Here is a 13,568-nt window from a genome sequence, read left to right as displayed (position 1 = left end):
TAATTAGATGGTGTCGCATCATGAAGGCGGCAAGAAGAAGGCCACCCGGGCGAACTCTCAATCAGACGATTTCTTGTTAGAGCTAACGCTTCCCGACGGTTCTGTAAGATCCGTCCCCGAAGGTACCCTGCCATCAGAGGTAGTGGGATCCATTGGGGACCGCCTGCTACGTGCCGCAATCGCGGTTTCTGTGAACGGCGAGATCCAGGACCTGATGACGCCGCTCCGCAAGAGCGGGGCGTTCCGCGTGCTCACCGAGCGCGACCCGGAGGCCCTCCCTGTTCTGCGTCACTCGGCCGCGCACCTTCTCGCGACTGCCGTCCGGCGCGTGCGTCCTGATGCGCAGATCGGCTTCGGTCCATCGATCGAGGACGGGTTCTACTACGACTTCGGCGTCGACCATCCGTTCACCCCGGAAGATCTCGAGGCGTTCGAAAAGCAGATGCGCAAAATCGCATCGGAAAAATACCCCTTCGTCCGCGCAGAGCTCGATCGCGTGGCCGCCGAACGAGTGTTCCAAGGCGATCCATTAAAACTCGAACGATTGTCCGAGTTGCCCGACGGCGAGGTGATTTCCACCTATACCGACGGCCCGTTCACGGATTTGTGCCGGGGACCGCACGTCCAGGATACGTCCTACCTCAAGCACTTCAAGCTGATGAGCACGGCGGGCGCGTACTGGCGCGGAGACGAAAAGCGCCAGATGCTCCAGCGCATCTATGGAACTGCGTGGTTCCGGAAGGAAGATCTGGACGCCTACCTCTATCGCATCGAGGAGGCGAAGCGGCGCGACCATCGCAGACTGGGCAAGGAGCTGGACCTGTTCCAGTTCCATCCCATCGCTCCTGGCGCTGCGTTCTGGACCAATCGCGGAACGATCATCTATAACGGACTTGTTGACTTCATGCGCGGCAAGCTGCGCGTGGCCGGCTACGACGAAGTGAAGACGCCGCTGCTGTATCACAAGACGCTGTGGGAGCAGTCGGGACACTGGGGCAAGTACAAGGAGAACATGTTCCTCGTCCTCGACAACGAGACGGGCGAGCACGACTTCTCGCTCAAGCCGATGAACTGCCCGTCGCATCACGTTCTGTACGGGAGCAGAAAGCACAGCTATCGCGAGCTTCCCGTCCGCTACGCGACGCAGGACGTGCTGCACCGCAACGAGATCTCCGGCGCGCTGTCGGGACTCACGCGCGTGCGTCAGTTCCAGCAGGACGATGCGCACATCTATCTCGCCGAATCGCAGATCACCGATGAGGTGAAGAGTCTGGTCGAGATGGTCAACGATTGCTACGGAGCGTTCGGGCTCAGCTACACGGCGAAGTTCGCGACGCGGCCCGGCCCCGAGTTTCGTGTAGGTACGGACGAGATGTGGGATCGCGCCGAGGAGTCGTTGCGTGCTGCGTTGATCAACACGGGACTGCCGTACGAGCTCAAGGAAGGCGACGGCGCATTCTACGGTCCCAAGATCGACTTCGACGTGACCGATTCCATCGGTCGTCAGTGGCAGCTCGGGACGATTCAACTCGATTACGCGAACCCCGAGCGATTCGATCTGAGCTACACGGGCGAGGACAACCAGCCGCACCGACCGGTCATCATTCACCGTGCCATTCTGGGATCGTTCGAGCGTTTCATCGCGATTCTGATCGAGCACTTCGCGGGCGCGTTTCCGCTCTGGCTCGCGCCGGAGCAGGTGCGCATAGTACCGATTTCCGACGCACAGTTCGAGGCGGCGCGCGCGGTACGGGACGCGCTGGTCGAGGCCGGCGTGCGCGCGCATCTGGATGACCGCAACCAGACCCTGAACTACAGGATCCGCGAGGCTGAAACGCTCAAGATCCCCTACATGGCGGTAGTGGGAGGCCGGGAAGCCGAGCAGGGGAGCGTTGCCGTACGAACACGCGGCGCGGGGAGCAAGCAGGAAGTCACTCCTCTGGCTGACTTTGTAAGGCGCGTGCAATCCGAGATCGCTTCGCGGTCACTCACGCCGTGATTTTGCGCGTTCGCGGCACCGGCGCGCGTTGTGGGGGAAAATTCGGAGCGTTCCGATTAGCTTTCCACCCATGTCAGACCTCAGCCGGCAACCAGTAATCGTATCGGCCGCCAGGACGCCCATCGGGCGTTACCTGGGCGGCCTTGCACCACTTTCAGCCACGGAACTCGGCGCGATCGCCATACGTGCCGCCCTTTCCCGAGCGGGCGTTTCACCCGCGGACGTTGGGAACGTGATCATGGGCAACGTCCTTCAAGCCGGAGTCGGTCAGGCACCGGCGCGACAGGCAGCGCTCAAGGCGGGGCTCCCCGGGACCGTATCGGCGCTCACCGTCAACAAGGTATGCGGATCGGGCCTCGAGGCGGTGATGCTCGCGGCCGCGTCGATCAAGGCCGGCGACGAGCAAGTCGTCGTTGCGGGCGGAATGGAGTCGATGTCCAACACGCCTTACTATGTGAGCGGATACCGCGGCGGTGTGAAGTTCGGCGATCAGACGATGGTCGATGGATTGATAAAGGACGGTCTGTGGTGCTCGTTCTGCGATGTGCACATGGGCAGCCACGCGGATTACACCGCCCGCAAGGCAAACGCGACGCGCGAGGATCAGGACGTGTTCGCGGCGCTGTCGCACTCCAAAGCGGTCGCTGCGATCGAGGCTGGGAAGTTCAAGGCCGAGATCGTTCCGGTCGAGATCGCGGGGCGAAAGGGGACCACGACCATCGATACGGACGAGGGCCCGCGCAAGGACACCACTGTCGAATCGCTCGCGAAGCTGCGTCCTGCATTTCCCGGCAAGGACAAGAGTCAAGAGCTGACCGTGACTGCGGGTAACGCGTCGACGCTGAACGATGGTGCCGCCGCGGTGGTCGTTGTGAGCGAGCAGTTCGCGATCGATCACAAGCTCGAGATCCTTGCACGCATCACGGGTTACGCGACCGGCGGTGGCGAGCCGCAGGATCTATTCTTCGCGCCGATCGTCGCTGTCGAGAAGCTGATGGCGAAGACGGGTGCGAAGATCGGTGACTACGATCTGATCGAAGCGAACGAGGCGTTCGCGTCCCAGTCGATCGCGGATGCTCGCGGGCTGGCCTGGGACACCGCGCGCGTCAACGTGAACGGCGGTGCCATTGCACTGGGCCATCCACTCGGCGCGAGCGGTGCGCGAATTCTCACGACGCTTCTCTACGCGCTCAAGGATCGCGGCAAGCGAACTGGGCTCGCGACGTTATGCCTCGGCGGTGGGAACGCCGTCGCAATGAGCGTAGAGCGGCCGAGCTGATTGTTGGACGCGCGATCTCTCGTATTTGCTTCTCAGTCAGAACGAAAGCTTCGCGCTCCGTGGCGCATTCTCATCTTCCTGATCGTGTGGGTCGCGGTGACGCTGGTCGCCGCGGCGCTCGCACAGGGATTACAGGGAGCCGCGTTCGCGAGCGTGCGCACGATCCTGTATTACTGGATCGATTTCCTGGCGATTCTCGTCGCAACGTTCGTATCGCTGCGGTGGGTGGATGGTGCCGACTGGAATTTCGTGCGCTTCGGACGTTCGTCGTCCCAGCCTGCGTTGCTGACCAGTGGCTTTCTCATGGGAATGATCGCGATCGGTGCTCCGTGCGTCGTGTTGCTGGCCATGCACGAGCTGCGGATCGTTCCAGCTCCCGAAGGGAACTGGGCCGTAGCAGCGGCGCAGATGGCGCTCTTTCTTCTTCCTGCTGCCGCGGCCGAAGAGCTGTTGATGCGTGGCTACATATTCGCGGTGTTGCGCGAGACGGTCGGATGGAAAACGACGCTCGTCGCGACGAGTATTGCATTCGGACTGTTACATCTTCGCAATCCCGGTGCAGATCCCGAGTCGATCACGGCGGTGATCATCGCGGGATTTTTTCTTGGTACGATACTGCTGGTCACGGAGAGCCTGTACGCCGCATGGATGGCTCACTTCGCGTGGAACCTGACCATGGCTGCGGGTCTTCACACTGCGGTGAGCGGTCTGGGCGTGACCGCGCCGAACTATCACGTGATAGACAACGGACCGGACTGGCTCACCGGAGGATCATGGGGCCCGGAAGGCGGGGTGGCGGCCGCATTGGGGATGTTCGTATTTCTGTTCTACCTGCACGGACGGTATCGCGAGCGCTTGCAGAGTGAAGCGCTTCAGAATCGCTAAAATGCATCCCCGCGTTCGCGGGAATGACGATCGGATCGAACTGCAAGAGGATCATGTAAATGAGTGAGAAGATCGCCGTAATCGGCGCTGGTCAGATGGGTAACGGGATCGCGCACGTCTTTGCCGCGGCCTCGTTCCCCGTCACGATGATCGACGTGGCGCAGAGCGCGCTCGATCGCGGCAAAGCCACGATCGAGAAGAATCTCGACCGCCAGCTGAAGAAGGGAACCATCGACCAGGCCGCGAAGGATGCGACGTTGTCGAATGTCACGCTCGCGACCGACCTCGCGGCTGCGAGTGACGCGTCGCTGATCGTGGAGGCGGCGACAGAGAATGTCGCGCTCAAGTACAAGATCTTCACCGATCTCGACAAGCTCGCAAAACCAGACGCAATTCTCGCGACCAACACGAGCTCCATCTCCATAACGGAGATTGCGGCGAAGACCGCGCGTCCGGAAAAGGTCGTCGGGATGCACTTCATGAATCCGGTCCCGGTGATGAAGCTGGTCGAGATCATTCGCGGTCTCGCGACGTCGGACGAGACCACGGCGAAGGTCGTCTCACTTGCCAGCGCGCTCGGCAAGACGCCGGTCGAGGTGAGCGATTATCCCGGCTTCGTCGCGAATCGCATCCTCATGCCCATGATCAACGAGGCTGTGTATTGCGTGATGGAGGGTGTGGGCACGCCGGAAGCTATCGACACGGTGATGCAGCTCGGAATGAATCATCCCATGGGCCCACTCACCCTCGCTGACTTCATAGGACTCGATACCTGTGTCGCGATCCTGGAGGTCATGCACGACGGACTTGGCGATCCAAAGTATCGCCCCTGTCCTCTGCTGAAGAAGTACGTCGCGGCCGGCTGGCTGGGACGCAAGACAGGACGCGGATTCTACAAGTATGCTTGATCTCTTTCCGCTGACCGAAGAACAGCGCGAGATACAGCGCGTAGCGCGCGACTTCGCCGCAGCGGAGATCGTCCCGTACTCCAAACAGTGGGACGCCGATTCGTACTTCGAGCCGACGCTCGTAAAAAAACTGGGTGATCTCGGATTCCTCGGCATGTTGACCGCCGAGGAATACGATGGACTCGCGCTCGACACGGTTACATATCTCGTGGCACTCGAAGAGATCGCCGCTGCGGACGCATCGGTCGCGGTAATGATGAGTGTTCACAACTCACTTCCCACGCAGATGCTGTCGAGTTTCGGGAGTGAGGAGCAGAAGCAGCGATTCCTAAAGCCGATGGCGCGCGGCGAGCTGCTCGGCGCATTCGCACTTTCTGAGCCGGAGGCGGGGTCGGACGCCGCCGCACTCTCCACTCAAGCCGCTCGCGACGGCGATGAGTGGATTCTCAACGGAACCAAGGCGTGGGTCACGAGCGGGCCATATGCCGACGTGATTCTCGTTCAGGCGCGCACGGACACGGCCGACAACCGGAAAGGCGGCCGCGGAATCGGGGCGTTCATCGTGACACCTGACATGCCCGGATTTCACGTGGGCAAGAAGGAAGACAAGATGGGTCTCCGCGCCTCGCCGACAGTCCAGCTCGTTCTGGACGGACTGCGTGTCCCGAGCGCGAATCTGCTCGGCGATCCATCGATGGGCTACGTTTACGCAATGCGCTCTCTCAACGCAGGACGACTCGGAATCGCGGCCCAGGCACTCGGGATAGCACGTGCAGCGTTCGAAGCTGCAGTTGCATACGCGTCCGAGCGCCGGCAGTTCGGTGAACCCATCAAGGACTTTCAGGCGATTCAGTTCAAGTTGTCCAACATGGCGACGCGCATCTCGGCAGCGCGCGCGCTACTCTACGCGGCTGCGCGCGCCAAGGATGCGAATGCATCGAGCGCAAAGCAGGCCGCGTCAATGGCCAAGCTCTTCGCGAGCGAAACGGCCATGTGGGTCACCACCGAGGCGATTCAGGTCTTTGGCGGTTATGGTTACGTCAAGGACTATCCGGTGGAAAAACTGTTCCGCGACGCGAAGATCACGGAGATCTACGAAGGCACGTCGGAAATTCAACGCATCGTCATAGCACGGGAGCTTTACGCATGAAGCTGTTCGACACAATCGCTGAAATGGGCCATGAGCAGTTGGTCGTGTGCTCGGATCCGTCGTCCGGATATCGCGGCATCATCGCGATCCACAACACGACGCTGGGCCCCGCACTCGGTGGCACTCGCTTCTGGAGCTACGCGAGCGACGAGGAGGCGATAACCGACGCCCTGCGCCTCGCGCGCGGCATGACCTACAAGAACGCCGTTGCCGGCCTCAACCTCGGTGGGGGCAAGTCGGTCATCATCGGTGACAATCGCACCTCGCGCCGCGAGATGATCTTCCGTGCACACGGACGGTTCGTCGAGAGCCTCGGCGGCCGTTACGTGACCGCCGAAGACGTCGGCACGAGCACGTCCGACATGGACTTCGTCCACATGGAGACGGACTATGTCGCGGGGCTGGCTGGCAAGTCAGGGGATCCATCGCCCGTTACAGCACACGGCGTATTTCGCGCAATTCAGGCGTCCGCGATGTATCGCTGGGATTCGGACGATCTGGAAGGGAAGACGGTCAGCATTCAGGGTTGCGGCAACGTCGGCCGTCACCTCGCGAAGGCTCTGGACAAGGCGGGCGCGAAGGTGATCGTCTCCGACATCGATCCGGATCGTGTGGCATGGGTGTTGGCTGAGACCAACGCAACCGCAGTCGAAGGCGATGCGATTTATTCGGTCGAGGCAGACATCTTCGCACCCTGCGCGCTCGGCGGAATCATCAACGATGCGACCATTCCCAAGCTCAAGGTCGAGGTCGTTTCCGGAGCCGCCAACAATCAGCTGCTGGAAGAGCGTCACGGCGACATGCTGCAGGAGCGTGGCATTCTGTACGCGCCCGACTACGTTGCGAACGCTGGCGGCGTGATCAACGTGTACAGCGAGCTGGCCGGTTGGGACGCCAAGCGCTCCTTCCGCAAGGCCGACGAGATCTATGACACCATACTCGGCGTCTTCGAGATCGCCCGTACGGATGGGATCCCGACGTATCGCGCGGCCGACAGGCTCGCCGAGCGGCGGCTACAGGCTGTAAATTCAATGATGCGCACGTGGCCACAGTGGCCGCGCAAGTCGTGAAGTCGTAGCGTAGGCAGGTGTGGCTCGATATTCTCGTCCGCCAGCGTGGATCACCCGGTCCACGCTGGCACGGCGAGCTGTTCCGTCCGTTTTCCAGAGGGTGTAGTTGAGATGAGCGTATCCACCATGCCGGCAACCGGCGAGCTGAGTGCGGTCTGGGACTTCGATCCGGACATCGCACGTCTGATCATCGAAGAGACCGAGCGCCAGCGGCACGGTCTCGAGCTCATTGCGAGCGAGAACTTTGTTTCGCTCGCAGTCCTGCAGGCGATGGGAACTCCGCTTACCAACAAGTACGCCGAAGGGCTTCCCGGCAAGCGCTACTACGGCGGCTGCGAAGTGGTGGATCGCGTCGAGCAGATCGCGATCGACCGCGCAAAAAAACTGTTCGACGCCGAGCACGCGAACGTGCAGCCGCACTCGGGCGCACAGGCAAACGCCGCGGTGTATCTCGCCTTCCTCAAGCCGGGCGACCTGGTACTGGGCCTGGATCTGTCGCAGGGCGGCCATCTCACGCACGGATCGCCGGTCAATTTCTCGGGTCTGTTGTACAACGCGATTCACTATGGTGTGAACGACGCCGGTTACATCGATTACGACATGCTTCGCTCGATTGCGCGCGAGCGCCGTCCGAAGATGATCATCGCTGGTGCGAGCGCGTATGCGCGTACAATCGATTTCGCCGCATTCGCTGACATCGCGCAGGAGGTCGGGGCGAAGCTGTTCGTCGACATGGCGCACATTGCCGGGCTTGTCGCAACTGGGCTGCATCCGTCGCCGGTTCCATACGCGGACGCCGTCACTACGACGACGCACAAGACGCTGCGCGGTCCGCGCGGGGGTCTCATTCTGTGCAAGGCAGAGCACGCGAAGGCGATCGACAAGGCGATGTTCCCGGGAACACAGGGCGGCCCGCTCGAGCACGTCATAGCCGCGAAGGCGGTTGCGCTCAAGGAAGCTCTGGATCCTTCATTCAGGACGTACTGCGCGCAGATCATCGCGAATGCGCAGACACTCGCCGGCGCGCTCGCGGATCGCGGCATGGACATTGTGTCCGGTGGCACAGACACGCACCTCATGCTGGTCGATCTGCGCAATCGCGGGCTGACCGGCAAGGTGCTGGAGCAGGCACTGGATCGCGCCGCGATCACCGTCAACAAGAACACCGTTCCCAAGGAAACGCAGTCGCCATTCGTGACGAGCGGAATCCGCATCGGAACGCCGGCGGTCACGACGCGCGGAATGCGCGAGGCCGAAATGCGTCAGATCGCGGGGCTGATCGATCGCGTCGCGAAGGCACCGGAAGATGCCACGGTGTCGAGCGAAGTTCGGGCAGAAGTTCGCGCGCTCACGGATCGCTTCCCGTTGTATCCGGGAAGCTTTGCCGAAAGGGATGACGCCTGATGGCGGATCTCGCGTTTCGCGATGGAGTGATGGAGCAGATTCGGCAACGCGAATCGAGGTATGAGGAAGGCGCGTACCTGTTCGTGCTCGCCGCGCTGGAATATTCTCAGGCGCAGTTGCAGGTACGACGTCACATTACGGGAAGGGAGCTTGCGATTGCATGCCGCGATCTCGCGATCGACCGGTACGGAATCATGGCGCGTGTGGTGCTCGAGCGATGGGGTATGGCCTCCACGGACGACATTGGATCGGTCGTATTCACGTTGGTGGATCTGGGGTTTCTCGCGAGTCAGCCCACCGATACGCGCGACCAGTTCAGCGACGTGTACGATTTTGTCGAGGCCTTCGAGCGTCGCTATCCGTGGAACGGCAAGGCGCTTGTCTGACCCGCGTCCGACGAATCAATGCCGGTTCGCGTCGTAGATGTTGAAGAATCAGTCGCCCTGGATGCGGCTGCGATAGCGGGAGGTATCCCGTCGCGTGCACTCATGCGCGCAGCTGCGTTCAATGCAGCATCCGTAATCTGCGCCAGATATCCCGATCAGCTGCGGCGAGGTGCAACTGTACTCACCGGTCCCGGTAACAACGGCGGCGACGGCTGGGCTGTCGCATCAGCGCTCTCCGCCGTTGGAGTGAAGGTGACCGTGCGTGAGGTCGTGCAGGCGCGGACGCCCGACGCGATAGCGGAGCGCGCGCAGGCGAGCGGACTCATCAGTACTGCTCCCCTCTCGTGCGGCGTCGTGGTCGACGCGATGCTGGGCACCGGCGGCTCCGGCGAACTTCGCGGCGCGATTCTGGACGCGGCACGCGAGATTGAACACGCCCGGGATAACGGGTCGGCCGTGGTCGCACTCGACGTACCGACAGGTGTCAACGGCACGCACGGTGCGGGGAGTGATAGCGTGGTTGCTGACCTCACTATCAGCTTCGGCAGTTGCAAGCGCGGGACCCTCATCTCGCGCGCGGCGTGCGGCGAGATTGTCGTAGTCGACATCGGTCTTGGCGCGTTGCCAGCCACTCTTCCGATGCTCGTCGACGCCGCGTTCGTGCACGACAACGTTCCGCGCATTGCGCCCGATGCACACAAGGGAACACGCAAGAGCGTCGCCGTGGTTGCGGGCGGCGACAACATGGGCGGTGCCGCGATCATGGCGGCGACCGGTGCGCTCAGAAGCGGTGTCGGGCTGGTTCAGGTGTGCACTGCCGCCGGCAACGTGGCCCCGATGCACACCCGTATCCCCGAAGCGCTGGTTGCGCCGCTCGCGAACGCGTCGTCGACAATTCAGCATTGGGCCGATGCGGTGCTCATCGGTCCCGGGCTTGGCACTGACGCCGGCACGCGGGACTTCATTCGCGGCGTCATGAGAGACTGGCGCGGTCCTGTCGTGGTCGATGCCGGCGCGCTCAGCGCATATGCCGACGACCTCGACGCACTGCGCGAAGTGTTGAGCGGACGACCGGCGATCGTCACGCCGCACCCCGGTGAGCTGTCGCGTCTGACAGGCCGGGACGTGAAGTACGTGACCGACAATCGCTTCGACATCGGACTTGACGTATCAAGGAAACTTGATGCGACGGTCCTGCTCAAGGGAACGCCGACCGTCGTGTCTAGTCCTGACGGCACGCGATACGTGATTGCAGCCGGAACGGCGGCGCTCGCGACGGGCGGCAGCGGTGACGCGCTCGGTGGGATCGTCGTGACGTTGCTTGCTCAGGGATGTGCGCCGGGAATTGCGGCGGCGTGCGGTGCATGGGTGCACGGGCGCGCCGCCGAGCTCACGCCGGGGGTGCGCGGCTATCGCCTGACGGATGTGCTGGACCATTTGCCGCTGGCCTGGCCGGTCGACAGCGCGCTGCCCCGGTATCCGGTTCTTGCGTCGCTGCCCGGGCTTTCGTGACGCACGGCGGCGAGATTGCGTTTGGGCCGGGAGACGAGTTCAGATTCATCCGGCGGTTGATTCGCAGATTCGGTTCGCTCGCGGCGGGTATCGGCGATGACGCTGCACTGATACACATTCCGCGCGACAACATGCTCGCGATGACCACGGATACCGCCGTGGACAACGTTCACTTTCGCCGGGACTGGTTGACGCTGGACGAGATCGGCTATCGCGCCACTACCGCCGCGATAAGCGATCTTGCGGCCATGGGAGCGAGCGGCATGGGAATTCTCATCGCGCTTGCAACGCCGCCGGAATCGCGGGAGAATCTGGATGCACTCGGCGACGGTATTGCGCGCGCTGCAGTTGCCGCCGGTGTGCGGATCTTTGGCGGAGATACCGTGCGGAGTGCGGTTCTGTCACTCACCATCACCGCGTTCGGGAACACGCGCGACCCGTTGCGGCGCGATGCGGCACGTGCAGGGCACCACGTGTATGTGACCGGCGTGTTCGGCGGTCCCGCCGCTACTGTGCGTGCGTTGATCGATGGAACTCCGATGCTTGCATCGTGGCGTGATCGGTTCGTGAATCCTCATGCCCGTTTGCGCGAAGCGCTCTGGGCAGCGGGACGTGGTGCGCGGGCCGCAATCGATATATCCGATGGGTTGCTTGCCGACGCGGCGCACGTGGCCGCGGCGAGCAACGTGCAAATCACTCTGGACCTCGATCGCGTTCCGGTGATCGAAGGTGTCGATCCTGTTGCGGCAATGCAGAGCGGGGAGGAGTACGAGCTGTTGCTCACATCCGCAATCCCGCTCGATTGCGACGCGTTCAGGAAAAGGTTCGGCGTGCCGTTGACAGCGATCGGTAGCATTTCCGATGGCGAGCCCGGCGTGGTTGTAACGTCACGGGGCAAGCGCCTGGAAATCGAGCCGCGCGGTTACGATCACTTTCGGATCGCGTGATGGCACTCGTTCGTACGATAGCGACGATGCTTGTGATCGGCGTGCTGACCATCGTGTTCGCCGCGATATTGATCCTGGCCGCGCTCGTCGGCGTGCCGAACCGCAGTGGCAGCATCTATGACGTGCTCCCGCGTGCATGGGCGCGGTGTGCGTTGTGGGCAGGCGGTGTGAAGGTGCGCCTTCACGGGTTGGACGCCCTCGCACCGGGTGGAACGTTCATCTTTGTCTGCAATCACGTTTCGCTCTTCGACATCCTTGCGCTGGCCGGTTGGTTGCCGCGCAACAACTTTGTGGCCAAGGCCGAGTTGTTCAAGATCCCCGTCTTCGGTACGGGGCTTCGGATACTCGGCACCGTGCCCATGGAACGGACCAACCAGAAGGCCGCGTTCGGGGCGTACGACGTTGCGGCAGACCGCATCAAATCGGGCAGCTCGGTGGTAGTTTTCCCGGAGGGGACGCGCGGCACCGACTATTCGATCAGGCGCTTCAAGAAGGGACCGTTCGTGCTTGCCATCAAGGCCGGAGTGCCCATAGTGCCGGTGGTCATCTACGGAACTATCGACATTCTACCGAAAGGGAAGCTGGTGATGCATCCGGGCCCCATCGACGTCTATCTCCTGGAGCAGGTGCCAACCGCTGGTCTCACGTACGACGACCGGGATACGCTGGCGCACGATGTGCGCGATCGCATGCAGACAGTGATGGATAATCTTTACCTCAACCGAAAATAACGAAGCCATGTCAGCAATCATCGAGATCAACGCACGCCAGATCCTGGATAGCCGCGGCAATCCCACCGTCGAAGCCGATGTGACACTGGAGAGCGGGGTAACGGGGCGTGCGGCGGTGCCGAGCGGTGCATCGACCGGCGAGCATGAGGCACTCGAGCTGCGCGACGGCGACTCTGAGCGATACAATGGGAAGGGCGTCGAGAAGGCGATAGCCGCTATCGAGGACGAGATTCAGCCGGAAGTGCTCGGTCTCGATGCTGTGGAGCAGATGGCGCTGGATCGCACGATGATCGCGCTCGACGGTACGGAGAACAAGGGCCGACTCGGTGCGAACTCCATTCTCGCCGTGTCACTCGCGGCCGCTCGCGCTGCCGCAGCGGAGTTGGACCTTCCGCTGTATCGCTACGTCGGCGGTCCCATGGCGCGCGTGATGCCGGTGCCGATGATGAACGTTCTGAACGGCGGCGCGCACGCATCGAACACGGTTGATGTGCAGGAGTTCATGATAGTGCCGGTCGGCGCGAAGGACTTTGCCAACGCGCTCAGAATGGGCACCGAAGTGTTTCACGCGCTCAAGAAGGTACTCGGCAAGCGCGGACTGTCCACCGCGGTTGGCGACGAAGGCGGTTTCGCGCCTGATCTTCCAAATGACGAGGAAGCGCTCAATGCGCTCGTCGAAGCGGTCGAGGCAGCTGGATATCGTGCTGGAAAGGACGTTGCATTCGCGATCGATGTAGCGGCGTCGGAACTTTACAAGAGCGGCAAGTACACGTTCAAGAAGAGCGGCGGCGGAAGTCGCGATGCGGCCGGGATGATCGAGCTGTATACAAGCTGGCTGGACAAGTTCCCGATAGTGTCGATCGAGGACGGACTCGCAGAGAACGACTGGGACGGCTGGGCACAGCTCACCGCCGCGCTCGGCGATCGTGTACAACTGGTGGGTGATGACATCTTCGTCACCAACAGCGAGTACCTTGCACGCGGAATCAACGAAGATGTTGCGAACGCGATCCTGGTCAAGGTCAACCAGATCGGAACTCTGACCGAAACGCTCGAAGCGATCGAACTTGCACGCGCGAACGGATATCAGAGCATCATCTCGCACCGGTCCGGTGAGACCGAGGATACGTTCATTGCCGATCTCGCGGTCGCGACGAACGCTGGTCAGATCAAGACCGGTTCCGCCAGTCGCACGGATCGCATCGCGAAGTACAACCAGTTGCTCCGCATAGAAGAAGAGCTGGGTGATCTCGCCGAATTTCCTGGCGGCGCGCTGTACGGACTGTAAGCGCTGCGA

12 protein-coding genes are annotated in these 13,568 nt (G+C 62.1%); all 12 read left to right on the top strand.

All coding sequences use genetic code 11. The features are described from left to right. Positions 1 to 7: 7 nt before the first annotated feature. The 12 genes from thrS to eno all read left to right on the top strand — a co-directional run bounded on the left by thrS (position 8) and on the right by eno (position 13,559). The gene (gene thrS / locus V4529_09765; protein ID MES2358614.1) at positions 8 to 1,999 is read left to right on the top strand and encodes a threonine--tRNA ligase; all 1,992 of its coding nucleotides are present in this window, start codon (positions 8 to 10) and stop codon (positions 1,997 to 1,999) included. A gap of 70 nt (positions 2,000 to 2,069) precedes the next feature. Continuing rightward, complete coding sequence (locus V4529_09760) at positions 2,070 to 3,278, top strand: acetyl-CoA C-acetyltransferase (protein MES2358613.1); 1,209 nt, start codon at positions 2,070 to 2,072, stop codon at positions 3,276 to 3,278. 3 nt (positions 3,279 to 3,281) lie between these two features. After that, positions 3,282 to 4,163: a type II CAAX endopeptidase family protein gene (locus V4529_09755; GenBank protein MES2358612.1), complete on the top strand. Its 882-nt coding sequence runs from the start codon at positions 3,282 to 3,284 to the stop codon at positions 4,161 to 4,163. Between the two features lie 59 nt (positions 4,164 to 4,222). Then, positions 4,223 to 5,071, top strand: coding sequence for a 3-hydroxybutyryl-CoA dehydrogenase (locus tag V4529_09750; GenBank protein MES2358611.1), 849 nt, complete (start codon positions 4,223 to 4,225; stop codon positions 5,069 to 5,071). Then, positions 5,064 to 6,221, top strand: coding sequence for an acyl-CoA dehydrogenase family protein (locus tag V4529_09745; GenBank protein ID MES2358610.1), 1,158 nt, complete (start codon positions 5,064 to 5,066; stop codon positions 6,219 to 6,221). Before V4529_09750 ends, V4529_09745 begins: the two co-directional genes overlap by 8 nt. Continuing rightward, positions 6,218 to 7,291 carry a Glu/Leu/Phe/Val dehydrogenase gene (locus tag V4529_09740; protein MES2358609.1) on the top strand — a complete coding sequence of 358 codons (1,074 nt, stop codon included), beginning with the start codon at positions 6,218 to 6,220 and terminating at the stop codon, positions 7,289 to 7,291. Before V4529_09745 ends, V4529_09740 begins: the two co-directional genes overlap by 4 nt. A 126-nt stretch (positions 7,292 to 7,417) precedes the next feature. Continuing rightward, positions 7,418 to 8,695 carry a serine hydroxymethyltransferase gene (gene glyA, locus V4529_09735; GenBank protein ID MES2358608.1) on the top strand — a complete coding sequence of 426 codons (1,278 nt, stop codon included), beginning with the start codon at positions 7,418 to 7,420 and terminating at the stop codon, positions 8,693 to 8,695. Next, entirely contained in the window at positions 8,695 to 9,081 is a 387-nt protein-coding gene (locus V4529_09730) for a Minf_1886 family protein (protein ID MES2358607.1), read from the top strand. Before glyA ends, V4529_09730 begins: the two co-directional genes overlap by 1 nt. 18 nt (positions 9,082 to 9,099) lie before the next feature. Next, positions 9,100 to 10,593 (top strand): NAD(P)H-hydrate dehydratase, encoded by a 1,494-nt coding sequence (locus V4529_09725; GenBank protein MES2358606.1) that lies wholly within the window; start codon positions 9,100 to 9,102, stop codon positions 10,591 to 10,593. After that, a complete protein-coding gene (gene thiL / locus V4529_09720; GenBank protein ID MES2358605.1) occupies positions 10,590 to 11,540 on the top strand; it encodes a thiamine-phosphate kinase in 951 nt (316 codons plus the stop codon). Before V4529_09725 ends, thiL begins: the two co-directional genes overlap by 4 nt. Further along, complete coding sequence (locus V4529_09715) at positions 11,540 to 12,271, top strand: lysophospholipid acyltransferase family protein (protein MES2358604.1); 732 nt, start codon at positions 11,540 to 11,542, stop codon at positions 12,269 to 12,271. Before thiL ends, V4529_09715 begins: the two co-directional genes overlap by 1 nt. A gap of 7 nt (positions 12,272 to 12,278) precedes the next feature. After that, positions 12,279 to 13,559 carry a phosphopyruvate hydratase gene (eno, locus tag V4529_09710; GenBank protein ID MES2358603.1) on the top strand — a complete coding sequence of 427 codons (1,281 nt, stop codon included), beginning with the start codon at positions 12,279 to 12,281 and terminating at the stop codon, positions 13,557 to 13,559. Positions 13,560 to 13,568 lie beyond the last annotated feature (9 nt).

It is taken from the genome of Gemmatimonadota bacterium (assembly GCA_040388625.1).
In the GTDB taxonomy this organism is placed as follows: domain Bacteria; phylum Gemmatimonadota; class Gemmatimonadetes; order Gemmatimonadales; family Gemmatimonadaceae; genus Fen-1247.
This window is presented reverse-complemented; position numbering and strand designations above follow the sequence as displayed.